20 protein-coding genes are annotated in these 25,096 nt (G+C 70.8%); 12 read left to right on the top strand and 8 right to left on the bottom strand.

The window, feature by feature from the left end:
- Positions 1-62 precede the first annotated feature (62 nt).
- From C2865_RS05160 to C2865_RS05205, 10 genes are all read left to right on the top strand, one after another.
- Positions 63-1,196 (top strand): sensor histidine kinase, encoded by a 1,134-nt coding sequence (locus tag C2865_RS05160; protein ID WP_232835363.1) that lies wholly within the window; start codon positions 63-65, stop codon positions 1,194-1,196.
- The gene (locus C2865_RS05165; RefSeq protein ID WP_106397083.1) at positions 1,193-1,852 is read left to right on the top strand and encodes a response regulator; all 660 of its coding nucleotides are present in this window, start codon (positions 1,193-1,195) and stop codon (positions 1,850-1,852) included. Before C2865_RS05160 ends, C2865_RS05165 begins: the two co-directional genes overlap by 4 nt.
- Positions 1,853-1,967: 115 nt before the next feature.
- Positions 1,968-2,441, top strand: a complete 474-nt coding sequence (locus C2865_RS05170) for a hypothetical protein (protein WP_157963567.1) — start codon at positions 1,968-1,970, stop codon at positions 2,439-2,441.
- Between the two features lie 47 nt (positions 2,442-2,488).
- Positions 2,489-3,742 carry a CysS/YqeB C-terminal domain-containing protein gene (locus C2865_RS05175; protein ID WP_157963568.1) on the top strand — a complete coding sequence of 418 codons (1,254 nt, stop codon included), beginning with the start codon at positions 2,489-2,491 and terminating at the stop codon, positions 3,740-3,742.
- Between the two features lie 148 nt (positions 3,743-3,890).
- Complete coding sequence (locus C2865_RS05180; protein WP_106397498.1) at positions 3,891-4,598, top strand: TetR/AcrR family transcriptional regulator C-terminal domain-containing protein; 708 nt, start codon at positions 3,891-3,893, stop codon at positions 4,596-4,598.
- Positions 4,599-4,788: 190 nt separating this feature from the next.
- Positions 4,789-5,766: an NAD(P)-dependent alcohol dehydrogenase gene (locus C2865_RS05185; protein WP_106397086.1), complete on the top strand. Its 978-nt coding sequence runs from the start codon at positions 4,789-4,791 to the stop codon at positions 5,764-5,766.
- 135 nt (positions 5,767-5,901) lie between these two features.
- Positions 5,902-7,701, top strand: coding sequence for an alkyl/aryl-sulfatase (locus C2865_RS05190; RefSeq protein ID WP_106397499.1), 1,800 nt, complete (start codon positions 5,902-5,904; stop codon positions 7,699-7,701).
- 24 nt (positions 7,702-7,725) lie between these two features.
- The gene (locus C2865_RS05195) at positions 7,726-8,751 is read left to right on the top strand and encodes a DUF389 domain-containing protein (RefSeq protein ID WP_232835364.1); all 1,026 of its coding nucleotides are present in this window, start codon (positions 7,726-7,728) and stop codon (positions 8,749-8,751) included.
- A gap of 276 nt (positions 8,752-9,027) precedes the next feature.
- Positions 9,028-10,050: a zinc-dependent alcohol dehydrogenase family protein gene (locus C2865_RS05200; protein ID WP_106397088.1), complete on the top strand. Its 1,023-nt coding sequence runs from the start codon at positions 9,028-9,030 to the stop codon at positions 10,048-10,050.
- Positions 10,051-10,233: 183 nt separating this feature from the next.
- The gene (locus C2865_RS05205; RefSeq protein WP_157963569.1) at positions 10,234-11,382 is read left to right on the top strand and encodes a ligand-binding sensor domain-containing protein; all 1,149 of its coding nucleotides are present in this window, start codon (positions 10,234-10,236) and stop codon (positions 11,380-11,382) included.
- Between the two features lie 161 nt (positions 11,383-11,543).
- Here C2865_RS05205 and C2865_RS05210 read toward each other — a convergent pair whose 3' ends face one another.
- Genes C2865_RS05210 through C2865_RS05220 form a run of 3 tightly spaced genes read right to left on the bottom strand, consistent with a single transcriptional unit; the run spans position 11,544 to position 14,623 of the window.
- A complete protein-coding gene (locus C2865_RS05210) occupies positions 11,544-13,046 on the bottom strand; it encodes a multicopper oxidase family protein (protein WP_106397090.1) in 1,503 nt (500 codons plus the stop codon).
- Complete coding sequence (locus tag C2865_RS05215; protein ID WP_106397091.1) at positions 13,043-13,447, bottom strand: hypothetical protein; 405 nt, start codon at positions 13,445-13,447, stop codon at positions 13,043-13,045. The genes C2865_RS05210 and C2865_RS05215 overlap by 4 nt, the downstream gene beginning before the upstream one ends.
- A gap of 30 nt (positions 13,448-13,477) precedes the next feature.
- Entirely contained in the window at positions 13,478-14,623 is a 1,146-nt protein-coding gene (locus C2865_RS05220) for an amidohydrolase family protein (protein WP_106397092.1), read from the bottom strand.
- A 168-nt stretch (positions 14,624-14,791) separates the two neighbouring features.
- On the opposite strand from C2865_RS05220, the gene sigJ reads away from it, so the two are divergent.
- Positions 14,792-15,706 carry an RNA polymerase sigma factor SigJ gene (gene sigJ / locus C2865_RS05225; protein ID WP_106397093.1) on the top strand — a complete coding sequence of 305 codons (915 nt, stop codon included), beginning with the start codon at positions 14,792-14,794 and terminating at the stop codon, positions 15,704-15,706.
- Between the two features lie 9 nt (positions 15,707-15,715).
- On the opposite strand, the gene C2865_RS05230 is transcribed toward sigJ, so the two are convergent.
- A complete protein-coding gene (locus C2865_RS05230) occupies positions 15,716-15,955 on the bottom strand; it encodes a type II toxin-antitoxin system RelE family toxin (protein ID WP_106397094.1) in 240 nt (79 codons plus the stop codon).
- Positions 15,956-16,173: 218 nt separating this feature from the next.
- On the opposite strand from C2865_RS05230, the gene C2865_RS05235 reads away from it, so the two are divergent.
- Positions 16,174-17,085 (top strand): alpha/beta fold hydrolase, encoded by a 912-nt coding sequence (locus C2865_RS05235; protein ID WP_106397095.1) that lies wholly within the window; start codon positions 16,174-16,176, stop codon positions 17,083-17,085.
- Here C2865_RS05235 and fxsT read toward each other — a convergent pair.
- From fxsT to C2865_RS05255, 4 genes are read right to left on the bottom strand one after another with little or no spacing between them, the layout of a single operon-like run.
- The gene (fxsT, locus tag C2865_RS05240; RefSeq protein WP_106397096.1) at positions 17,031-20,960 is read right to left on the bottom strand and encodes an FxSxx-COOH system tetratricopeptide repeat protein; all 3,930 of its coding nucleotides are present in this window, start codon (positions 20,958-20,960) and stop codon (positions 17,031-17,033) included. The two genes, C2865_RS05235 and fxsT, sit on opposite strands and share 55 nt — an antisense overlap.
- The gene (locus C2865_RS05245) at positions 20,960-22,183 is read right to left on the bottom strand and encodes a TIR-like protein FxsC (RefSeq protein WP_106397097.1); all 1,224 of its coding nucleotides are present in this window, start codon (positions 22,181-22,183) and stop codon (positions 20,960-20,962) included. Before C2865_RS05245 ends, fxsT begins: the two co-directional genes overlap by 1 nt.
- A 27-nt stretch (positions 22,184-22,210) precedes the next feature.
- Positions 22,211-23,017, bottom strand: coding sequence for an AAC(3) family N-acetyltransferase (locus C2865_RS05250; RefSeq protein ID WP_106397098.1), 807 nt, complete (start codon positions 23,015-23,017; stop codon positions 22,211-22,213).
- On the bottom strand, positions 23,014-25,074 hold the full coding sequence (locus tag C2865_RS05255; RefSeq protein ID WP_106397099.1) for an FxsB family cyclophane-forming radical SAM/SPASM peptide maturase: 2,061 nt from the start codon (positions 25,072-25,074) through the stop codon (positions 23,014-23,016). The genes C2865_RS05250 and C2865_RS05255 overlap by 4 nt, the downstream gene beginning before the upstream one ends.
- Positions 25,075-25,096: the final 22 nt, after the last annotated feature.

Consider the following 25,096-nt stretch of genomic DNA (forward strand, 5'->3'; position numbering starts at 1 on the left):
AGTAGTGGCATATTCCACCTTCGATGGAGGGTTTCCGACATGCGGCGTTCTAACCTGAGGCGATGAGCTTCATGGGATGGCGTCCGCTCGCCCAGGACGGGCTGCTCGCCGCGGCGATGGCCGTCCTGGTGGCGGTCGTCGTGTGCACCACGCCGCACGCGGGCGCACTGGAACTCGCGGCGGCCCTCGCCGGTTCCGCCGCGCTCGTCGCCTGGCGGCGGGCGCCCCTCGTGGCGCTGGCCGCCGGCACGGCCTGCATGCTCGTGGTCACGACCCGCGTCCAGGCGGGCCCGGCGGCCGCCTTCCCCGTGATGGTGGCGGTCTTCGCCGCGACCCGGTCCGGGCGCGGCCCCGCCGCCGCCCTGGCGGTCGCGGTCTTCCTCGGCGCCGACCTGGCGAAGAACCCGCCCGGCATCGACGGGATCCTCCAGCACCTTCCGAACGCCGTCCTGATGCTCGGCTGGTTCCTGGCGGCCGGCGTGGCGGCGATGGTGGCCCGGCACCGGCAGGCGTACCTGGAGGAGGCCGAACGCCGGGCCGCCGAAGCCGAACGCACCCGCGAGGAGACGGCCCTGCGCCGCGCGAGCGAGGAGCGGCTGCGCATCGCCCGGGAGCTGCACGACTCGCTCACCCACAGCATCTCGGTCATCAAGGTCCAGGCCGGAGTGGCCGTCCACCTGGCACGCAGCCGCGGCGAGGACGCGCCTCCCGCCCTCCTGGCCATCCAGGAGGCGAGCGGCGACGCCATGCGCGAGCTGCGCGCCACCCTGGAGGTGCTGCGCGACTCTTCCGACGGCGAGACCGCGGCCAGCGGCCTCGACCGTCTCGACGACCTGGTGGAACGGGCGCGCTCCACCGGGCTGGCGACCACGGTGATGGTCTCCGGCCCGCGGCGGGAACTGCCGTCCGAGGTGGACCGGGCCGCGTACCGGATCGTCCAGGAGGCGCTCACCAATGCCTCCCGGCATGCCGGGGAGGCGGTCGTGGCGGTACGCGTCGAGTACGCGGACGACGCGCTGACCGTGCAGGTCGACGACGACGGTGAAGCCGACCCGGCCAGGCCCCCCGTGCCCGGCACGGGGATGCTCGGCATGCGCGAACGCGTCACGGCGCTCGGCGGACGGCTGCGGGCGGGACCCCGCCCCGAAGGCGGCTTCACCGTCCGCGCCGAGCTCCCCCTGGGCGGGCCGTCGTGATCCGCGTGCTGCTCGTGGACGACCAGGCGCTCATCCGCGGCGGGTTCCGCGCCCTGCTGGAGAACGAGGCGGACATCGAGGTGGTGGCCGAGGCGGCGAACGGCGAGCAGGGCGTCGCGCTGGCCCGCGAACACCTCCCCGACGTCGCGCTCGTCGACGTCCAGATGCCGGTGATGGACGGCATCGAGGCGACGCGGCTGATCGCCGCCGACGAGCGGCTGGCCGGCGTCCACGTGGTGATCCTCACCAACTACGGCCTCGACGAGTACGTCTTCAACGCCCTGCGCGCCGGCGCCTGCGGCTTCATGGTCAAGGACACCGAGCCCGCCGACCTGCTGCAGGGCGTCCGCGTCGCCGCCCGCGGCGACGCCCTGCTGTCCCCCGCGATCACCCGCCGCCTCATCGGCGAGTACGTCGCACGCCGCCCCGGACCCGTCCCCGAGGCCCTGGACATCCTGACCAACCGCGAACGCGAGGTCACCGCCCTGGTGGCCCGCGGCCTGTCCAACGACGAGATCGCCGCCCACATGGTGATCAGCCCGGCCACCGCGAAGACCCACGTCAGCAGGGCGATGACCAAGCTGGGCGCCAGGGACCGCGCCCAGCTCGTGGTCTTCGCCTACGAGTCGGGCCTCGTCACCCCGCGGCGCGGCTGACCCGTGCGGGCGGCCCGGCCGCCTCCGGCGCGGCCTTATCGCGTATCGTTCGCAAGAGCGCATTGATGTCGACTACGGTGCCGGAGACCGCGGCGCCTCGGGTCATGGGGGCGCGGTGAAGACTCGGGGGGAACCGCCGGTGCGGCCGGTGGTGGTCGAGGTGGTGGTCCTGCGCGCCGTGCCGGAGGGCGGGCTGGCGTACCGGTCGGCGCGGGGCGGCCTCCTGCCGGACGAGGACCCGGTGCGGGCGGCGCGGCGGCTGGCCGGAGCCGGCGAATGGGTGCACTCGACGAGCTGGCGGTACACCGACGAGGGGCATGTGGTGCTGACGTTCGCGGTGGCGCCCGAACCGGAGGAGTGGCGGCCGGCGAAGCCCCTGGCCGAGACGGGGATCGCGCGGGGTCCCCTGCCGGGGCGTCCGGCGCCCGACGCCGTCTCCGTCGAACAGGTCGCGGCCCACGCCGTCCGGCACCTGGCGTTCCTCGCGGCGCACGATCCCGTGGCGGGCGGCTTCCTCGCCGGACACCCGCTGCTGGCGCGGGCCCTGGAGGCCTGGCCGGGCGGGGTGGCCGGACAGTTGACCGGCTGACCCCCCGGACACTGGTCAACCGGCGTGTCCGGTGATGTCGTCTTCTCATGGGACACGCACCGGATTCCGGCTCCGCGCCTCGGCGCGTCATCGCCGTGCTCGGATCGGGCGAGACCAGCCCGACGATGGTCACCCTGCACCGTGAGCTCGTCGCCCGGTTCGGAGACGAGCCACCCGCCGCCGTCCTGCTGGAGACGCCCTACGGCTTCCAGGAGAACGTCGCCGACATCAGCGCCCGCGCCCGCTCCTACTTCGCGCGCAGCGTCGGGCTCACCGTGGAGGTCGCCACCGGGCTGCGCGGCGTACAGGACGCCGGTTCCGGAGCCGGGCTCGCCGCGCTGCGCGCCGCCGACTGGGTGTTCTCCGGGCCGGGCAGCCCCACCTACGCCCTCGCGCACTGGCGCGGCTCGCCCGTCGCCGACACCCTGCGTGACCACGTCCGGCTGGGGCGGGCCATGCTCGTCTTCGCGTCCGCGGCCGCGTGCACGCTGGGGTCCCGCGCCCTGCCGGTCTACGAGATCTACAAGGCCGGAAGCCCGCCCCACTGGATTGCCGGCCTCGACCTGCTGGCGCCCCTCGGTCTCGACGTCGCGGTGATCCCGCACTACGACAACGCCGAGGGCGGCACCCACGACACCCGCTACTCCTACCTGGGCGAACGGCGCCTGCGCGTCCTGGAGGCCGAACTCCCCGAGGACGCGGCCGTCCTGGGCGTCGACGAGCACACCGCCGTCGTCATCGACCGCGACGCCGGCACCGTCGACGTCCGGGGACGCGGCGGTCTCACGATCCGCAAGCAGGGCCACAGCACGGTCATCCCCGCAGGGCGGCGCGTCTCCCTGACCGAACTCCGGGATCTCGCCAAGGACGGGGAGTCCGTCCGGCTCCACCGCGCCGAACCCGCGCCGACGGCGCCTTCCCCACTGCCTTCGTCTCTCCCCGACCTCGTACGGGCGGCGGAAGAGCGCTTCGACGCCGCCGCCGCCCGTCATGACGCGCCGGCGATGGTCGAGGCGGTCCTCGCACTCGACAGGACCATCGCCGAATGGGCCGACGACACCGAGGAGGACGAAGGCGCGGACTGGGCCCGCACCGTCAACCACAGTCTCATCGTCCGGCTGGGCAAGGCCGCCGAACGTCCCGGCGGCGACCTGGACGAGGCCGTGAGGCTCCTTCTCGCCGCCCGCGCGGAACTCCGCGACTCCGGCCGGTTCGCCGCCGCGGACCTGATCCGCGCCGCGCTCGCCGCCGTAAACGTCACGGTGGAGGACACTCCCGACGGAACGCGCTGGCACCGCTGAGGAGCGGGCGCGTCGAGGTCTCCGGCTCCGGGGGAACGGCCGTCCGCACCGGCGGGACCGACGAGGCCGAGGGCACCGCCTTCGAGGAGCGCTCGGCCGATCGGAGAGACTTACCGTGTACGGACAGAGTGCGCCGGAGAGGATGATCATGACCCCGTGGACCGACGCGGAGGAGACCGGCGAGCAGCCCCGCATCCCGCTGAGCCGGAGGCGGGTGCTGCGCGCCGCCGTGGCGATCGCCGACCGCGACGGCCTCCCTTCGCTCACGATGCGCCGCCTCGCCCAGGAGCTCGGGGTCGAGGCGATGTCGCTGTACCACCACGTCGCCAACAAGGAGGCGGTCCTCGACGGCGTCATCGAGGTGGTCCTCGGTGAGATCCTCGAAGCGGTGGACAAGGTCGAGGCGCCGTCACCCGAGGAGGACTGGCGAGCGGCGCTGCGCGCGCGGATCCTCGCGGCCCGCGAGGTCTTCCTGCGCCACCGATGGGCTCCACGGGTACTGGAGGCGCGCACCACCACGAGCCCGGCGGTCATCGGCTACTACGACGGAGTGGTGGGGATCCTCCGGGCGGGCGGGTTCTCCTTCGACCTGGCGCACCGCGCGCTGCACGTCCTGGGCAGCCGCGCCCTCGGCTTCACCCAGGAACTGTTCGACCCCGACGGCGCCGAGACCGCGGACTCCGCCGCGACGATGGAGCAGATGGCCGACCGGTTCCCGCACATCGTGGGGATGATGGCGGACGCCGTCCACGACGATCCGGACGGGACCCTGGGCTTCTGCGACGACCAGTTCGAGTTCGAGTTCGGGCTCGACCTGATCCTCGAGGGACTGGAACGGCGCCGGACGGCCGCATGAGGCCGTCCGGGCACGCCTGAACCCGCCGGACGTGTCGTTACTTTTCGTCATTCGACGAGTCGATTTCCGTGACGCCCCTTGACTGACTTACGCCGTACTATAACCTTACTGCGTATGAGCGACTTACGTTGTATGGAAACCTTACGCCGTACGACGGAGAGTCGGACCTCCGAGGGAAGGAAATCCCCCCATGAAAGCCTGGACCTGGGAGCGTTACGGCCCGCCCGACGTCCTGACCCTCCGGGACGTCGACGAGCCCGGCATCGCCCGCGACGAGGTGCTGGTGCGCGTGCGAGCGGCCTCCGTCAACCCCTACGACTGGCGCCACCTGCGGGCCGACCCGCACCTGGTGCGGCTGAGCATCGGCCTGCGGCGGCCGAAGGCCGGCCTGGTCCTCGGTGCCGACCTGGCCGGCGTCGTGGAACGGGTGGGCGAAGAGGTGACCGGGCTCCGTCCCGGAGACGAGGTCTTCGGAGAGGTGCCGCTGGGCGCGTTCGCCGAGGCCGTCGCCGTCTCGCCGAGAACGCTGGCCGTCAAACCCGCCGGCCTCTCCTTCGAACGGGCGGCCGCCGTGTCGATGGCCGCGCACACCGCGTTGCAGGGGCTGCGGGACGAGGGGAGGATCGCACCGGGACAGCGCGTCCTCATCAACGGGGCCTCCGGCGGAATCGGCACGTTCGCCGTCCAACTCGCCAAGGTGCTCGGCGCCGAGGTCACCGGCGTCTGCAGCACCCGCAACCTCGAACTGGTCAGGTCCCTGGGCGCCGACGACGTCGTGGACTACACCGGCGAGGACTTCACAGAACGGGATGAGCGGTACGACCTGCTCATGGACATCGTGGGCGACCGGTCGCTGGCGGGGCTCCGGCGCGTCCTGACCCCGCGGGGAACGCTCGTGATCGTCGGCGGCATCGCCTCCACCAGCCGGCTGCTCGGCCCCGCGGCGCAGATGCTCCGCGGGGCCCTCGCCTCCCGCTTCGTCGGCCACCGCATCGCCTCCGTCGCCTGGAAGCCCAACGCCGGAGACCTGCGGTTCCTGGCGGAACTCATGGAGGAGGGGCGGATCACGCCCGTCATCGACCGGACCTACCCCTTCACCGAGCTCCCCGAGGCGCTGCGCCACCTCGAACGGCGACACGCACGCGGCAAGATCGCCATCACCTTCTGACCGACTCCGCACGGGCGTCCTGCGCCGCCCGGAGGCGTCGTTTACCCGCCGATGGCGTTGTGCCGGAACGATGCCGGAAATCGGCAGGGAGACGCACTGATCGTCGGATCGTTTCGAGGAGATGCCGTGGGTGTCATGCCGTCGCCGGGGGACCGGACCGATTTCGAGAACGCGGACAAGGGGTTCGTGGGGACCACGTCCCAGGAGGCGATCACGGACGCGGAGGGACGGGTGGTCTGGGATTTCGGGGCTTACGCCTTCCTGGACGGGCCGTGTCCCGAGACGGCGAACCCGAGCCTGTGGCGGCAGTCCCAGCTCACCGCCAGGCACGGCCTCTACCAGGTGGCCGCGGGGGTCTACCAGGTGCGCGGGTTCGACCTGTCGAACGTCTCCTTCATCGAGGGCGAGCAGGGCGTCATCGTCATCGACCCGCTCCTGTCCACCGAGTGCGCGGCGGCCGCGGTCGCGCTCTACCGGGAGCATCGCGGAGACCGCCCGGTGAGCGCGGTGGTCTACACCCACTCCCATGCCGACCATTTCGGCGGGGTCCGGGGGGTGGTCCCCGAAGGAGCGGACATCCCGGTCATCGCCCCCGCCGGGTTCCTGGAGCACGCGGTCTCGGAGAACGTGTACGCCGGTACCGCCATGAACCGGCGGTCTCTTTACATGTACGGCGCCGCGCTGCCCAAGAGCGCCGTCGGCCAGATCGGCGCGGGCCTCGGCCAGACCACCTCCACGGGGACGATCTCGCTGATCGAGCCCACCCTGTCGATCACCGAGACCGGCCAGGAGGAGGTCGTCGACGGCGTGCGCATCGTCTTCCAGCTCACCCCGGGCACCGAGGCGCCGGCCGAGATGAACTTCCACCTGCCCGAGCATCGCGTGCTGTGCATGGCGGAGAACGCCACCCACAACCTGCACAACGTGCTGACGCTGCGCGGCGCGCTGGTGCGCGACCCGCGGGTGTGGGCGCGCTACCTCACCGAGGCGATCGAGATGTTCACCGCCGACTCCGACGTCCTGTTCGCCTCGCACCACTGGCCGACCTGGGGCACGCGGGAGCTCACCGCCTTCCTGTCCCAGCAGCGCGACCTGTACGCCTACCTGCACGACCAGACGCTGCGGCTGCTCAACCGCGGCTGCACCGGCACCGAGATCGCCGAGATGATCGAGCTCCCGCCGGAGCTGGAGCGCGCCTGGCACGCCCGCGGCTACTACGGGTCGGTGTCCCACAACGTCAAGGCGATCTACCAGCGGTACATGGGCTGGTTCGACGGCAACCCCGCCCACCTGTGGGAGCTGCCCCCCGAGGAGTCGGCGCGCAGGCACGTGGAGCTGATGGGCGGCGCGCAGGCCGTCCTGTCCAAGGCCGAGGAGGCCTTCGAGGCGGGGGAGTGGCGGTGGGCCGCCCAGATCCTCAACTACGCCGTGTTCGCCGATCCGTCCCACACCGCGGCCAGGGAGCTGCTGGCGAAGGTCTACGACAGGCTCGGCCAGGGCAGCGAGAACGGCACATGGCGGAACTTCTACCTGCAGGGCGCCGCCGAGCTGCGCGGGAACAAGCCGCAGAACACCCTCGACACCACCAGCCCGGACGTCGTCCGCGCCCTGAGCGTCGAGCAGGTCTTCGACTCCCTGGCCGTCCGCGTCGACGGCCCCCGCGCCTGGGGGACCCGCCTGAGCATCGACTGGAACCTCACCGACCTCAAGGAGGAGATCAGGACCAGCCTGGCCAACGGCGTCCTCACCCAGAGCGGGACGCACGACGGTACCCCGGCGGACCTCACGGTGACCCTGACCAAGCCGCAACTGCTCGGACTGCTCGCCACCGGCGGCCTGGACGGCGCCCAGACCTCCGGGGACCCCCAGGCGCTTACCACGCTGATGGGACTCCTCGATGCGGGCGACCGCGATTTCGACATCGTCACCCCGTGACGGTGCTCCCGTGGAGCCCGGCCCGTGTCCTGCGGCCTCCGCCGGGAAACGGTGATGCTGGCCGAGCTGCGTGACCGGCTGGTGCCGGCGGCGCAGCGGCGGACGCTCGAGGAGCTCACCGAGGACCTCGACCTGCGCGCCGGCGACCGCGCGTCCCGGTACTCGGCCTTCTGGACGCTGCTGGTCCTGTCGGCGGTGATCGCGGCGACGGGGGTGATGTCGGACTCCACGGCGACCGTCATCGGCGCCATGATCATCGCTCCGCTGTCGACGCCGATCATGGGGATGGCGCTCGGCCTGGTGAAGCGCTCGAGCACCGGCGCCGGCTGGTTCGTCCTGGGCGGCGTGGCCGCGGTGGTCGCCGTGGGCCTGGTGGCCTCGCTGGCGATCCCCGGCTCCTACGAGCTGCTGTCCAACGGCCAGATCGCCGGACGCACCTCACCCGGCCTGGCCGACCTCATCGCCGCGATGGCCACCGGCCTGGCCGGAGCCATCGCCCTGGCGCGCCGCGACGTCGCCGCGATCCTGCCCGGCGTCGCGATCGCGATCTCCCTGGTGCCGCCGCTGGTCGTGGCCGGGGTGTGCCTGGGAGGCGGGGCGCCCGTGCTGGCGTCGGGCGCCCTGGTGCTGTTCCTGTCCAACATGCTCTCGCTCGTGCTGGCCGGAACGTTCGTGTTCGCCGCCCTGGGCTACACCGGCCTGCCGCGGGGCGGCGCCTCCCGCTCCCGCGCCGTGCTGGCGCTGTGCGGCCTCGGCGCCGTCATCGCCGCCGTGCTGGTCGCGAGCACGGTCGCCACCTACCTGTTCGCCTCCTGGGAGAGCGAGGTGAAACAGGCGGCGGCCCGGTGGCTCGCAGGCGATCCGGGCGCCGAGGTCATCGATGTCCAGCGCCACGCGGTGACCTTCCACATCACCGTCCGCACTCCCGGCGAGCCGCCTCCCGTCTCCGACCTGCTCGCCCGGTTGCACGGAGTCGTCCCCGACGGCGTGCCGATCGTGGTCGAGACGGTGCGGGGACGCGTGATCACCGTCGGCCGTGTCGGCTCCTAGCCGGCTGGCCGGTGCTCCTGCCCCCGCCGTCGCGCGGCTCTCCCGCAAGGCGCTGGACACCCCGGCAAATCTCGGCAAAAACACCGCAAATGGTCGCCGGTGACAGGCCGGACAGGCACGGCGGGGTAGGGAACAGGGCAACGGCGGATCCGCCGCCGCTGCCGTTCGGCACGACACGCACCACCGCTGAGGAGGCGCGAGACATTCCCTGAGGGCGACCCGCTCCGCCTTCATCCGCACACCGACGACGTCCCTTCCCGGCAAGGAGATCCGCTGATGCGTGGAGCAGTTCTGTACGGCCCCGGCGACGTCCGCGTCGAGGACCGCCCCGACCCGCGGATCATCGAGCCGACCGACGCAGTCATCCGCCTGCCGGCCACCTGCATCTGCGGTTCGGACCTGTGGCCGTACCGGGGCGTGGAGAAGATCGACGGGCCGGTGCCGATGGGGCACGAGTACGTCGGGATCGTGGAGGAGGTCGGCGACGGCGTCCGCGCCCTCGAGCCGGGCCAGTTCGTGGTCGGCTCGTTCTGGGCCTCGGACGACACCTGCGAGATCTGCCGCGCGGGCTACCAGAGCTCGTGCGTCCACCGCGTGCTCATGGGCACCATCGGCACCCAGGCCCAGTTCGCCCGCATCCCGCTGGCCGACGGCACCCTGGTCGCCACGCCCGAGCCGCCGCCGGCCGACCTGGTGCCGAGCCTGCTGGCCGCCTCCGACGTGCTGGGCACCGGCTGGTTCGGCGCCGTGGCCGCCGACGCCGGCCCCGGCAGGACCGTCGCGGTCGTCGGCGACGGCGCGGTCGGCCTGTGCGGCGTGCTGGCCGCCGCACGGCTCGGCGCCGAGCGGATCATCGCGATGAGCCGCCACGCCGACCGCCAGAACCTCGCCCTGGCCTTCGGCGCCACCGACATCGTCACCGAACGCGGCGAGGAGGGCGTCGCCCGGATCAAGGACATGACGCACGGCCTGGGCGCCCACAGCGTTATTGAGGCCGTCGGCACCGCCGAATCCCTGGCGCAGGCCATCGGCTCCACCCGCCCCGGCGGCCACGTCGGCTTCGTCGGCGTCGCCCACGGCGTCCGACTGCCCGTGGAGGACCTCTTCTTCTCCCAGGTCCACCTGCACGGCGGCCCCGCACCGGTACGCCGGTTCCTGCCCGAACTGATCGAGCTGATCTGCGCCCGCGTCATCGACCCCGGCAAGGTCTTCGACCTCACCCTCCCCCTGGAACAGGCCGCCGAAGGCTACCGAGCCATGGACGAACGCCGCGCCATCAAGGTCCTGCTGACCCCCTGACCCGACCACCCTTCCTCGCCCGGATCCCGCGTGCCCTGCCCGCGACGGTCATGGCGGTGCCTCGGCTCGTCGTCCTGTCTGTACAGAGGGCGGGAAGCGTAGAGAGGTTTCCGCCAGAGGCGGGGCGGTCTTTCGTGCGTTCGCATCATGAATGCGGATGATCGGCTGTCGATAGTGGGTCGTATGAGGAAATGGAGCATTCTCGCGGCCGGGATGGCGGCCGTGGTCGTGGCATTGCCGTCGGCTGCCCACGCGGCGCCCGGGGACGACTGGCGATCGCTGAGCTTTCTGCCGATTCAGGGGATCCACGACTTCGAGGCGGCGGGGCCCGCGGAGGTCTGGCACGTCGCGAAGGACTACAAGGCCTTCAAGGGCGCCGTTCCCGCGATCTTCCAGTGGACCGGCGGCTCATCCTGGAAGAGGCACTCCCCGCCCGGTATCTCCGACAGCGGTGGGCTCAACGACGTGATGGTGCGGGACGCCGACGAGGTGTGGGTCGCCGGATCCGCCTCCGGCGGCGCCTTCACCCCCACCTATCTGGCCCGGTACGACGGGCGGGAGTGGAGCCAGGTGCCGCCGCCGCAGCCGGCGGACGACTTCGGCTCCCGCGTGCTGGAGTCCGACGGTGCCGGCGCCTGGCTCGCGGAGGGCGCCCGTGTCTCCCGGTGGGACGGGACGTCCTGGACGGTCGTGGCGACGCTCGACTCGTACGTCCACCGGATCCAGGCGTTCGGACCGGACAACGCCTGGATCGGTACCAGGGACAACGTCCTCTGGCACTGGGACGGCTCGTCCTGGCAGCAGGTCCCGAAGCCCGCCGAGGTCTATGGGGCGGGGGTCCGCTTCGAGGCCGGCGGCGCATGGGCGGCCACCCCGCGCGGCATGCAGTCCTGGGACGGCTCGTCCTGGCGGCTGACCCCCTATCCCGCGCCGTTCGACGGCGCGGCCTCCTTGAACGCCGAGGGCCTCGCCGGCTCCGACGGCCGCTGGGTCAGGCTGTACACCGGTGGCGACGAGAGAGGCCTGCTGCGCTGGGACGGCTCCGGCTGGACCGTCCACCCGATGATGCCCGACGGTATCCCGCAGCAGGTGGTCGTCGACGACGCGGGCCGCACCTGGGGCGTCACCCGCATCTTCCGCTCCGTCGGCCTCCCACCCCGCACCGAGTTCCAGTACAAGGGCCGGCTCCTCCGCTTCAAGGACGGCGCCTGGGAGAACGTCTCCGCCCCCGAGGCCGACTACAGGCTCATCCACCTCCCCGGCGGCGACAGCCTCTACGGCGCCGGCGGGAACAGCTGGAACGACACCAACCGCGTCATCACCAACCACTGACTCCGACCCGCCGGTCCTCCTCGAGTCCTCCGTGCCGATGACCACCGGCCGCAGCCGACGAGCGCTTTCCTGGCGAAGAGGCGGCCAGGGGATGCCGCCATGCTCGCCCCGGCACCGGCGCGGCTGACCGCGGCCGCCGCCCACCGCGTTCGTATCGGGGTTCAGTGGTGTGACCGATGCCCGCCGGGGAGGGACGGCGGCGGCTTGGCGCTCTGACCAGGGGCGAGGACGAGGAACTGGCCCATCATTCCCTGGTCCTCGTGGTACAGCATGTGGCAGTGGAACATGTAGGGCCGGTGGGGGTCGGCGTAGTCGGCGAAGCGCATGATGAGGCGCATCCGGGTCCCCGGCGGAAGCAGGACGGTGTCCTTCCAGCCCGACAGTTCCGGAGGCGGCTCGCGGTCGTCGACCGACAGGACCTGGAACTGCACGTCGTGCACGTGGAAGGAGTGCAGGGTGCCGTCGCCGCTGCGCACCTCCCAGATCTCGGTGGTGTCCTTGCCGACGTGCGCGTCGATCCGGCGGAGGTCCATCTTCCTGCCGTTGATGTGGTGTTCGGCGAGTTCGAAGGTCCGGGTGCGGACGGCCGTGCGCGCCGACAGCGGCGGTATGGCGGCCAGGCGCTCGGGTGGTTCGGGCGAGTCGGCCAGAGTCGGAGCCGCGCGCAACTCCAGGACGTCGAAGCGGTCGTCGCCGCCGTCGCGTTGGACGAGACCCGCCCCGCTGGCCGGAGAGGTGCTGCGGAGCACGATCCGCTCTCCCGGAGTGAGGGCGACCACGATCTCGGCACGCTCCCCTGGGGCGAGCTGGACGTGGCGGGTGCGGTGCGGGGCGCTCAGCAGCCCTCCGTCGGAGGCGATCTGGGCGAACGGTCGTCCGTCGGCGAAGGCGAAGTCGTAGACGCGTGCGTTGGAGCCGTTGAGCAGCCGCAACCGGATCCTCGCCGTGGTGACCTCCAGGTAGGGGCCGAGGACCCCGTTGACGAGCAGGCGGTCGCCGAGGAAACCGGTGGTGCCGGACATCGGCTCGTCCGGATCCAGCATTCCCCCGTCCAGTCGCCGGTCCTGCACGATGAGCGGGACGTCGTCGATCCCGTACCGGTGCGGGAGGCCGGGAACGGGGTCGTCGTCGATCAGGAACATGCCCGCCAGCCCCCGGTAGAGATGGCGGGCGGACCGCCCGTGGGGGTGCGGGTGGTACCACAGGGACGCGGCGGGCTGGTCGATCGTCCAGGAGGGGGACCAGACCGCGCCGGGTTCGATCGGCTGGTAGGGGCCGCCGTCCATCTCCGGCGGCAGGTGCATGCCGTGCCAGTGCAGGGTGGTCGTCTCGTCCACCCCGTTGGCGACGTTGACGAGCACGCGTTCACCGCGCCGTGCCCGCAGTGTGGGGCCGAGGTAGTCGCCGTTGACGCCCCAGGTGGGTGACGGACTGCCCGGCACGAACTCGCGCCGTCCGGCGCGGATGCCCAGGTCGAACACCCGGTTTCCGGCGGAGTCGATCCGCGACGGGGCGAGCGGCGGAGCCTGGAGCCGGTTGGTGAACGCGACACGGCCGACGGTGTCGACCCGCTCGCGCGCGGCGGCCACCAGCAGCCCCGCGGTCGGCACCGCCACGGCGGACGCCCCGAGCAGCCGAAGCACATGCCTGCGGGTGAGGTTCATGACACGGCTCCGACGTCGTGACGCGTGGGTTTCGCGGATCTGACCTGTGTCAGCAGCAGGACGCTCGCGGCGAACATCAGGACGCCGACGGGTACGTGCAGCTCTCGCACATGCGCGTAGCCGAGGGCGGCCTGCACCAGGGCGAACACGAGCATGGGCAGGCTCTTGAAGACGAGCCGTGGAGAGCCGCCGCCCGGCCGCCAGGCCAGGACGGCGGCGAGGACGTTGAGCAGCACGACGAGGACGACGGCTCCGGCCATGACGCCGTGCGCCGTCCGGCCTGCGGGCACAGAGGCCAGCAGGAGTCCGGCCGTCACCGCCTGCACGAAGAGGACGGCCGATTGGAGGAGAGCGGTGACGCGCATCGGCCGCAGCGGATCGCGGGTGTGCCATTCGGGCATGGAAATCACTCCAAGACGGGTGCGAGGTGGTCAGCGGGACTGCCTGACGCCGCGCCGCCAGACGTCGGTGATGGAGGTGATGGCGGTGATGTCCCGGGTGGGGTCGCCTTCGACCAGCAGCAGGTCCGCGCGGAGACCGGGGGCGATCCGGCCGCGGTCGGACAGACCGAAGTGGTGTGCGGGGAGGCTGGTGGCCGCGGTGAGCGCTTCTCGCGGGCTGAGTCCGGCCTCGGTGAGGAGGTGGAGTTCGCGGTGCATGCCGGTGCCGTGGGCCGGGGCGAAGGGGGTGGCGTCGGTTCCGGCGAGCAGGGGCACACCGACGCGCCGCAGGGCCCGCAGCGCGCCGACGGCGTTGGCGGAGCTGCCGGGACGGGCGCAGTCGGCGGTCTGGACGCCCTGCACGGTGATCGCCTCGAAGTAGGCGAGCGTGGTGACCACGAAGACGCCCTGGGCGCGGACCCGCTCGGCCAGCCGCTGCGAGGCCGGGTCGTCCGGGGCGAGGTCGGTCCACACGTGGGCCAGGCCGTCGACACCGGCGTCGAGTGCGATCTCCGCCTCGGACGCGGTGATCGCATGGGCGATGACCCGCAGTCCCGCCTCGTGCGCCGCCGTGGCGAGGGCGGTGGCGGTCTCCGGTGCCAGCACGGGAAGGTCGGCGCCGTGCACCGCGCCGTCGTCGATGACGATCTTGAGGTAGTCGGCTCCCTCGGCCAGCCTGGCCGCCACGAAGGCCGGTGCCTGCGCCGGGTCGGTGACGAAGTCGATCGCCGCCGCGTCGATGCCGTCCAGGACGGTGCCGGCCAGAGCGGCCAGCAGCTGGGTCGGGTGCCCGCCGGGCGCGGTGGCCAGGGTGCCCGCACTGCGGAGGTCGGCCACGTCGTCGTTCTCGGCGGCCAGCCGCCGCTGCCGCGGCAGCATCTGCGGCAGGCAGAACATGTCGAGCTCGGTGGTCACCCCGTAGCGCAGGGCCTCGGCCAGACTGCCGTCGAAGACGTGCGTGTGCGCGTCGATCAGCCCCGGGAGGAGCGTCCTTCCGGCACCCTCGACGACGACATCGACGTCGGTCCGGAGACCGGCGCCGACCGCGGCGATCCGATCGTCCTCCAGCACCACGTCGGCCGCCGCGATGGTGCGCTCGCCGTCGAACACCCTGGCATCGCGGATCAAAGTACGCATCGAACATCTCCTGCGAATCGGAAACCTTGGATGCCACCACAGAGAGATGTCGGCCGCCGAGTGTGACATCACCGCAGAGATTCGTGCCTTGGATCACATTTCGGGCATTCGTGTCACACTCGCGGGGTCGGGGAGCTCTTCGGTCGCGAGAGATGAGGAGGGAACGCCATGACACCGGCTCCATCACACGCGACCGGCGACATCGTCACCGAGCAGTTCCTCGGCCATCGCGAACTGCTGTTCTCGGTGATCTACAACATGCTCGGCAGCCTCGCCGACACCGAGGACGCGCTGCAGGAGGTCTGGCTGGCCTGGTCGGCCCGGCACCGGACACCGGACGCCGCGCCGGTCGAGAACCCGCGCGCCTATCTGCTGCGGACGGCGGTGAACCAGGCGCTCGCCCGCCGCGCGGAAGTCACCCGCCGCCAGGAGACCTACGTCGGCCCCTGGCTGCCCGAGCCGTTGGTAGCCGCCGAGGACGACGTCGCCGGCGCCGCCGAACGCGCCGAATCGTTGTCCATGGCGATGCTGGTGGTGCTGGAGACGTTGTCACCGCTGGAACGGGCGGTGTTCGTGCTGCACGAGGTCTTCGGGTTCGGCCATCCGGAGATCGCCGGCATCCTCGGCCGCTCCCCGGCGGCCGTCCGCCAGCTCGCGGCCCGCGCGCGCCGCCATGTCCAGGCGCGCCGCCCCCGCCACAGGCCCGCTCCCGACGTGCACACCCAGGTCACCGAGCGGTTCGCCGCGGCCGCCCTCGGCGGCGACCTGCGCGCCCTGCTGGAGCTGCTCGCCCCGGACGTGACCCTGTGGACCGACGGCGGCGGCAAGGGACCCGCCACCAGCCTGCGCCCCGTGCACGGCCGCGACCGGGTGGCCTCGCTGTTCATGTCGGTCGCCGCGGCACTGCCCGCCGGCGCACTGGACATCCACTACCGGCGCGTCGCCGGCGACCCGTGCGCACTGGTCTTCTCCGCGGACGGCCCGATCGCCGTGGTCATCGTCGACCTCGCCCCCGACGGCGACCGGATCGCCGGCATCTACTCGATCACCAACCCTGACAAACTCCCCCGAGCCCAGTGCTGAATACGGTTTCTACGGGAGGCGGCGGCAGGCGTCGCGGCGGTTGCCGACCGCCAGAACCCATACGGTCAGCCGGCTGTCTTCGACGGTGCACACGACGCGGTGGTCACCGACTCTGAGCCGTCGGCGAGCGTTGTGGCCCTGGAGTGCCTTGATGTCGAACGCCGAGGTGTCTCCCGCGTCCATCGCCTTCTGAAGTCCGGTGAGGCGGTGCAGGATCCGCCCGGCGTCCTGGCGCGGGATCTTGAGCATGTCCCGCTGGGTGTGGCTTCGGGAAGAAAAGAGCAGGCCGAGTTCTCCAGGGTGAGGGTGTTCCCGTTGACGGGGGCGGCTCGGGGGCGGGTTCGCCCGGAAAACCGCCCCCGATGGAGCGAGTCAAGGTGAGGTGGGGCAGCCGGTAAAGGCACTTTCGTGGAAGACGATCGTGGGGGATTCTGGTGCTGGGCTGCCAATACTGACGGGGAGTGTTGTTGACCGAGATTGTCAGGGCATGTGACGGCAGGGCACTCGCAGTGGAGGAGTTCGGAAGACCGGACGGGAGTCCGGTCTTCGTGCTGCACGGAATGCCGGGGAGCAGGCTCGGCCCTTTCCCAAAGCCCAGCCTGCTGTACCAGCTGGGCGTCCGGCTGATCGCCTACGACCGTCCCGGATACGGGGAGTCCGACCGCCACCCGGGACGGAACGTCGCCGACGCGGCTCAGGACGTCGCCCGGATCGCCGACGCACTGGGCATTGAACGGTTCGCGGTGCTCGGCAGGTCGGGCGGCGGGCCGCACGCGCTGGCCTGCGCGGCGCTCCTGCCGGGCCGGGTGACCCGGGTGGCCGTCCTGGTCGGGCTCGCCGAGAGCACCGGTCCGTCCGAGTCCTGGACCGAGCCGATGAACGGCTTCAACCGCCGCGCCTACCGGGCGGCCGAGAGCGGAGCCGGGGCCGTCAAGGCGAAGCTGGAGACCGAACGGTACCGGAGCGATCCGGCTCTGATCGTCCAGGAGCTGTACGAGGAGCTCACCGAGTCCGACCGCCGGGTGGTCGACGACGCAGGCATCCGGAGCGAGCTGATCCGGAGCTACACCGAGGGCATCCGGCTGTCGGCGGACGGCTGGGTCGACGACATGCTGGCGTTCGTCATCCCGTGGGGCTTCAAGCAGACCGACATCATCGCGCCGACACTCATCTGGCACGGCGCGGACGACAGATTCTCACCCGTCGGCCATGCCCGGGCTCTGGCCGAGAACATCCCCGACTGCCGGGTGCTGATCCAGCCGGGGCGCGGGCACTTCTCGGCGTTCAAGGTCATGCCCGACGTGATCTCCATGCTGACGGACGATCACAGGGGCTGGAACTCGATATCCCCGTCGATGCGGCGGTGGGCCCTGGCGTGATCCAGGATCGGATGGCCCTGACCGAGGACGGTGCGCAGCGCGCCGAGGACCTCGTCGCGCCGTTCCACCGACTCGCTGGTCCGGCCCAGCTGACGCAGCGTCACGGTGTGGTTGGCCTCGCAGATGAGCGTGTCGGGGTGGTCGTGGCCGAGGACCTGCCTGAGCCGGGAGAGGGTGCTGCTCTCCAGAGCGGACGCCTCGGCCAGCTCGCCCTTGTCGGCGAGGGCGTTGGCGAGGTTGACGGCGCAGGACAGCGTGTAAGGATGGTCGGCGCCCAATCGGGTGGTGAGCCCTTCGAGCGTGCTCCGGCCGAGGACGATCGCCTGATCGAGCTCGTCGGTGGCGCGCTGGAACGCCACGAGGTTCGTGCCGGTGGCCAGGGTGAACGGGTGCTCCGGTCCCAGGTTGCGGGTCTGGGTCTCGTGGATGCCGCGGGCGATGGTCTTCGCCGTTTGGTAGTCGTCGAGTGAGGCGTGGCAGCTCGCCAGGGCCAGCTCGGTCGACGGCCGGTCCGGTGAGCTGGGGAAGCTCAGCTCATAGGACCTGAGGGTCTCCTCCATGAGCTGCTTCGACTCCTCGTACTCGCCGAGCTTGCGCAGCGAGACCGCGAGGCTCTTGGCGGTGCGCAGCGCCTCGTTGGAGGAGACCGCGAGCACCTCGACGATCGCGGCGTGGGTGCGGCGCAGTTCCTCCACCGACTCCCGGTACCTGCCGCAGTCGCGCAGGTCGCGCCCGAGGTTCTCCGCCGAGGAGAGGGTCAGCGGGTGGTTGTCGCCCAGGACGGTACGCCTACGGGCGAGGGTTTCGGTGTCCATGTCCAGGGCCTCGTAGTACTCACCGAGGAACCGCCGCACGAGCGCGACGTTGTTGGCGGCGCTGAGGGTGAGGGGGTAGTCCTCGCCGAAGCTGTTCTTGCGGTTCTGGTAGGTCTGCTGGAACAACTCGAGGGCCTCCTGGAACCGGCCGAGGCCGATCAGGTCGGCGCCCAGGCCGCCGGCCGTCATCAGGGTGTGGGAGTGGTCCGGTCCGATGCGGTCCTGTCTCATCTGCCGTTCGTAGACGTCGCGGTCGCTCTCGTAGGCAGTCTCGAACTTGCCGAGCGACCGCAGCGCGTTGTTCATCTGGAACCGCAGGTAGAGCAGCTGCTGGTCGTCCTCGCCGAAGCTCTCCGTCCAGAGATCGGCCATCGACTGCCCCAGCGCGTGCGCCCGGACGAACTCACCGCGCCGCCACAGATAGCGCACCAGGTCAATCAGGAGCTGCCGGGTCTCCTCCTCGGTGCACTCGGCGGCGCGGGACGGGACGAGGTGCGGCAGGATCTGCTCGAACATCGGCCAGCTCGACGGGTCGTCGGTCGGCATGTCCATGCCTTCCTGGGGCGGTTTGGCGCCGCGCAGGATGCGATGGACGTCGTGGCAGGCCGCATCCCGTTCCTCCGGCGTCATCTGGGCGCTCACCACGGCCTGGACGAGCCGGTGGACCTGGACGGTGTTGTCACCGTAGTTGACCTTGGCGAGGGCGAACCGGTTGAGCTCCTGCACGACCTTGGCGACCATCTGCTTCTCGCGCAGCGTCGGGTCGTAGGCGCTGAGCAGCCGTGCCATCTCGTCGCTGTAGATCATTTTGGTGGAGATGGGCTCGGGCGCGAAGAACGCGCAGAGCTGGAGCATCCGGATGGCTGCAGGGGAGCTCTCGGTGAGCCGGTTGAACGACAGCGACCAGGTCTTGGCGACGACCACGGGGAAGTTCGTGGGCGCGAGGCTGAGCGCCTGCGCCGTCTGGTCCTCCAACTGCTGGAGGTAGTCGCTCGCGGCGATGCCCGTGCTGCTCATCCACGCGCCCGCCTGCTCGACCGCGAGCGGCAGGTAGCCCAGGGACTCGCTCACCTCCAGCGCCTCACGGTCGGTGATCGCCGGGACCTTGCGCTTGAGGTGCGCGATGCTCTCGTCGGAGGTGAAGACGTCGATCTCCAGGGAGGCCGCGATCTGCGCCCAGTTCTGGTTCCGCGAGGTGATCAGGACGTGGCCGTTCTCCGGCAGGTCGTCCTGGAGCTCGGCCGGGTCGTCGGCGTTGTCGAAGATCAGCAGCCAGCGCGTGTACGGGGTCCCCAGGCGCAGCGCCTCGCGGGCCGCGGCGGCGGCCTCGGCGACGCTCTCGCCGACCGCGATGCCGAGTTTTCCGGCGAGCTCGGCGAGGGAGGAGTTGACGCGGTCCTTGAACTCCGCGCTGATCCACCACACCACGTCGTAGTCGGTCCGGAAGCGGTGCGCGTACTCCAGCGCGACGTGCGTCTTGCCGACGCCGCCCAGGCCGTACAGAGCCTGGGGGACGACGACGCTCTGGCCGCGCCGCAGGAGCTGATCGCGCAGCTGCTCGAGCGCCGAGCCCCGGCCGGTGAACGTCACGTTGCGGGGACCGACGTTCCAGATGGTCGGGTCGGACTTGCGGCTGCCGGGGAAGCGCGTCTCCGACCGGGAGCCGGACAGGAGCTCCTCGGTGCCGGACAGCGGCCGGTCGAGGACGTCCAGCAGCCGTTCGACGGCCTGCGCCTCCTCCATGGTCCCGAGGTCCAGCGGGTTCTGCAGGGCGGTGGGCAGCCGCGCCTCACCGATCCGGACCGTGGTGAGCTGCTGGTGGATCCCGACGAGCGCCGCGTTGGTGAGCGCGCCCACGGTGTCCTTCGACCAGCTCGACTGGGAGAAGGCCGGAGAGTAGATCAGGACGGACCGCCCGACCTGGCTGATCCGCGCGTCGAGCTCCTCGGCGTGCGAGGCGTCGACGCAGTGGGTGCGCACGCGGAAGCCCGATCTGTTCAGCACCTGCTCGATCCAGTCGGCCCAGCAACGATCGTCCGACAGATAGGCCACGAGCAGTTCGGACGGGACCGTGGTCGCCTTCCTGGTGAACCGGTCGAGCAGCGCGAGCCGGACCCTGTCCTCCAGCGCGGGCGAGACCGTGACCGCGCCGTCGGTGATGATGGAGGTGAGCCGCTCGAACGCCGCGAGGATGGAGGTGGGGGACCCGGCCGGCTCGCCGAACGCCGCGAGCGTCTCCTCGAAGGCGAAGAACGGGCGATAGGGGATCTCCACGTCGAGCCAGTACTTGCTCGCGGCCTTCGGATCGAGCCCGCGCGGGAATCCCTCGAAGGCCTTGCGCACCGCGGCGCGGCCCGCCTCTACCTTGGCGTTCTCGGCGAACTCGATGCGCATCGGCACCGGGAGGATCCGGATCTCACGGGACTGGAACCGTCCGTCGATCTTGCGGGCGACCCAGGCCGCGCCCTCGATGCTCTGCTCGCTCAGGGTGAAGCAGTCGACGAGGACGTCGGGCAGGTGGATGGTGCAGATGTCGGCGACGTCGCTCAGGCCGGTGCGGCTGTCCAGCAGGACGTAGTCGTACTTGTCGCGCATGTCCTCGCGGAGCGCGTCGAAGAACTGGCCGCCGCCCAGCTCGCTGTAGAAGTGGTCCCAGTCGCGGGTGATCAGCGTGCTGTAGTCGAGGTTCTGGCGGCCCGCGGTGAGGAGGTCGACGGTTCCGCTGTCGGGGAAGGGGAAGTCGAGCGAGACCGCGTGCGTCTCGACGTTGGCGTGCTTGGCGAGCAGCACCTCGTGCCGCTGGGGGTCGGCGCCGCCCAGCATCGCGATCGAGTAGTGGTTGATCATCTCGATCAGCCCGTCGTTCGACGTGACGGGGTCGAGGTCCAGGAACGGCCGAAAGTACTTGTGCAGGCCCGGCGACTCCAGGTCCCAGTCGACCGTGAGCACCCGCTTGCCGTTCATCGCGAGGATCCAGGCGACGTTGGCGACCGCCATCGTTCTGCCCGTGCCCCCCTTGTAGGAGTAGAACGTAACGATCGTGCCGTTGCTGCCGGACATCACTCCTCCTTCTGGCCTTGCCGCCGTCGTCCTGGGCCGGACTCCGGATCGCCGGGTCGGGTGTCGCGCAGGCTGAGCCTCTTCTGCGGCGGAGGCGCGTTCTCCACCCGCACGGTCCGCACGTGATGGCCGATCGCCGCCTCCACGGCGTCCCCGATCGCGAGGTCGAACTCGTCGCGGTCCACTCCCCGCCGCGAGCCGGACCGTGACAGAGACGGCCGGATGGAGGGCTTGAGCGCCGACTCCAACCGCTCCCTGTGCTGCATGGTCTGGGGGTCGTGCTGACCGACCGGGAGGACCACGACGGATGACGGGCTGTTCGCGCCGCGCAGATCGTGCGCGAGAGCGTCGACGTCGGCGGCCCACAGGTCGACGAGTAGGACGTCGGGAGCCGCGGCGGCCGGCCGGTCTCCGTTGAGCTGGCGCACTTCGGGACGGTGTCCGAGCGACCGGATGACCTCCTCGGCATGCTGCGCGACGGGGCCCGCATCGGTCGGCACGTACGGGTTCCAGCCCAGCGGACGCTCGGCGTAGAAGGAAGGGTCGCGGCCCGGCGGCAGCGACTCGAGGTCGCAGGCCGCGACGGTCACGCGGATCGTCAGGCTCTCTCTGGGCTGTTTCATTCCGGCGAATGCGTTGTGCGCCTCTTGCAAGGGAATCCGGTCGGTCTCGCCGAGTGGATCGAGGGGATTTCGGGCCGCCCGAATGATCGCCTTGGCGAGGCGGAGGACCGTCTCCTTGTATTCCTCGCCGTACCTCTTCAGTTTCATGATCCCGTACAGGCCCTCCCGCAGATAGGCCGCGGGCATGCCCTGCTGGCTGTATTGCACGGATTTGGCGAGGTCGGGAAGGTCGTCCACTTCCATTTCCGTCCACAGGACGGGGACGACGACCTCGGGGCGGGTCCCGTTGCTCTGCGCGTGCCGGGCGATCCGGTGGTCGAAGAGCGCCCATTCCCTGCCGCAGTAGTCGCTCGTGAAGTAACGTGGTGAGTAGATCGGTACGAACACCCGGCAGGTGGACAGGGCGAGGGTGAGGCGGGCCTGCCAGTCGGCGCCGATCTCCAGGTGCCGCTGATCCATGTAGCCGGGTTGGTCGGTGGCGGCGAGCTGGCTGACGTCGGTGCACAGGTCCTTGAAGAACTTCCTGGTCAGCAGGTCCGGATCGTCACCGAAATGCATCCGCGCATAGCTGAGGAAGAAGTGCGGAAAATCGGCGGTCATCCTGGCCCTCCCGTGCAGGGAGGTTATCTAATGCACCGCATCTTGGGAAGTCTCATGACGAATCCGGACATCTCGCAGCCATCGTTTTGCGAAGTCGACCGCGTCGCGAAGGGCGAACATGCGCAGCTCGGAACCGAAGAAGGTGTCATGTGCCACAGGCACTTCCCGTTCCATCTCCTTTCCGAGCAGTTCGAAGTCGGAGTCGTCGAGCCGGATGTCCCGGAACCGGCGCCATCTCCGTTCGCCCCGGTCCAGGACGACCGCCTGGTACTCCTGGACCGGAGGGTTCTCGTGGTAGCGGTACTCGGCGAGGTGGAACGCCGTGCACCTGCCATAGCCGACGCCAATCAGCAGGACGAGCGCGCCCGCGTCATAAAGGCGGGACAGCGGCGATTCCTCACCGAGATGGCAATTCAGCGCATGGTCGGCCGTCAAGAAATCGGCGCGCGGACCGACCGCCGCGAATGATGTCTGCGGATGGGCGCTGCGGACGGCGTTTTCGGAGGTTCGCAGGTACTCGGTGAAGAGCCCGGTGGCCGAGGGCGTCGTCGCCGGATCGAACGGTTTCATCCGCCTGTGATATTCGGTTCGACCGGTCGGCCCCAGACCGCGGACCGCCGTCAGGTAGGCCGACGACGTACGCGAGTTCTCGGGGGTGAAGGTCGGAACGACGACCGTTCCGCCGGGGCCCGTCACCTCGCGCAGGGCGTCCAGGAGGGCGGCGGCCCGGCCCGGGAGGGGAGCGAGCGACCTGAGCGAGGAGTGCACCAGGACGACGGCGTCGGCGCCGAGCCCGAGACGCCGCAGCGCCGCGGAGAGTTCCGATCCGCTCATCGCGTCATGCCGTGTCGGCCCATGGCCGCCACGAAACGACGTCCCGCAGGGGTGAGGCAAGAGGCTCCGGCGAAGTTGGCGGTATCCGGCCTCGGCCCGGGCACGACCATCGCCAGATAGGCCCGTTCGAGCGCGTCGGCGAACTCCGGGTCGGACCCGTCGTGCAATTCGACGAGGTCCTGGAGGGCGAGGAGCTTCATGAGCTGGTGGCCCTGGAGCAGGAGCGCGGCGAGAACGCGCGGATCGTCGCGCCACCACACCCCCACGGCGCCGAGGAGATGGCGGTGCACGACGAAGGAGCGGCCGTCGACCGGTCCGGAGAGGGGCACCAGCGTGCTGATCGTCGCCTGGACAGCGGCCAGGTAGGGCGCGTGATCCTGGCGCAGGACCGCCACGGCCTCGCCGAACGCGTCCCGCCAGCGGTCGATCTCGTCGTCCGCCAGCCTTGAAAGCACCGGCCAGCCCGTGTCCGCAAGGCCGGGGTCGTCGTCCTCGAGCCGGACGGAGAAGCCGTCGGCGCTCAGGACGGGTGTACGGCGCAGCGGCCCCCCCGGCGCGTCGAGCACACCCGCGTGGATCCGCACCGCCGTCTCGTCCCGGCCCTCGACGGTGAAGGAACCGAGCGTCGGCAGATGGAACCGTCCGCCCGAGCCGGTGAGGACGAGGTCGGCGGTCAGGCGCGCCCGGACGGCGACGGCCGCCGCGTAGGACGTGATGCGGCCGGGATCGGCGCCCGTCGCCAGCCGGCCGGCCGCCCACAGCGAGAAGAACGGATGACCGATGACCTCGTCCAGACAGGCGCCCTCGGTGCGGTCGGCGCGCTCCAGCAGGTTCCGCAGGCCGCGGTCGCCGATCAGGTGCGCCAACAGGGCCCGGCGTACGACCCGCTGTCCCGCGGCGAGCTCCGCCAGCGACTCCGGGGCGTGCCCGCCCGCCGCCAGGACGTCGAATCGGGGGAACGCGCGCGGTGGCGGTGCAGCCTTGCCCATGTGGGTGATGAGCTTCTTGAGATCCTCGCAGTAGACGCTCGGATTGGCGAACCCCCGCCCCCTGCCGTACCGGTGGGCCACCATCCCGCCGCCGCAGACGGACACGACCGGGCAGCCGAGGCACTCCGGGGCCAGGTTCTCCAGGCCCTTCCTGCGCGCGACGACCTCCGGATGAGCGAGGACCTCCTCGAACGGATCACGGAAGACGTTGAGGCCCGTCGCGGGCGCGCCGTCGTAGGCGGTCTTCAGCGAGTCGGCCTGTTCGATCTCACCATCGGTCTCGATGACGACGACGTCGTCCGGGTCGAGGCCGTGCGCCTCGGCGGCGCTCGGATCACCGCGCAGGCTGCCGAGGACCGAGTCGAACAGCACGATCGGCACGGGTCGTCCGGAGGCGTGCCATTCGTCGAAGATCGTCGTCAGCCAGTCGGCGTATCCCTCGCGCTCTCCAGGGGGCGGGGCGTCCCAGGTCGCGTGCGGCAGGAGGAAGTTCAGGGAGGGCGGATCGTGCTCCAGCAGGGAACGGTAGACGGTCCGGGCGTCGTTCTTCAGGTCGATCGTGCACAGGAGCCCCAGGTAGAGCTCCGGATACTCGGTGCGCAGCAGTTCGATGCCACGGATCACGCGGTCGTAGCTGCTGCGCCCGCTGCGGTAGACCCGATGCAGGTCGTTGGCCTCTTTGTGGCCGTCGAGCGATATTCCGACCTTCACCCCGTGCGCCCGGAATATGTCGCAGAAGGAACGGCCGAGCCTCACTCCATTGGTATGGACGAGTACTTTTGCCTGGCAGACTTCCCCGATTTTCGCTCTGAAAGATCCGATGATGGCGTCAAGACGCTTGGGTCCGGCCAGCAGCGGTTCTCCGCCATGGAGAATGATGTGCACTTCCGGCAGGCCGTTGATCGCGGCGTGTTCGGCTATGCGTTCGGCGACCCGGTCCGCCGTTTCCAGGGACATGACAGCAGGCCTGCCACGCCAACTGCTGTCCTCGTGCTCATAGACGTAGCAGTGATCGCATGCCAGATCACATCTGCTGTGCACCTTGACGACGAACTGGCTGAAGGTCACTGATTCACCAGACTCCAGGAGT

Source organism: Actinocorallia populi (assembly GCF_002995495.1).
GTDB lineage: Bacteria > Actinomycetota > Actinomycetes > Streptosporangiales > Streptosporangiaceae > Actinocorallia > Actinocorallia populi.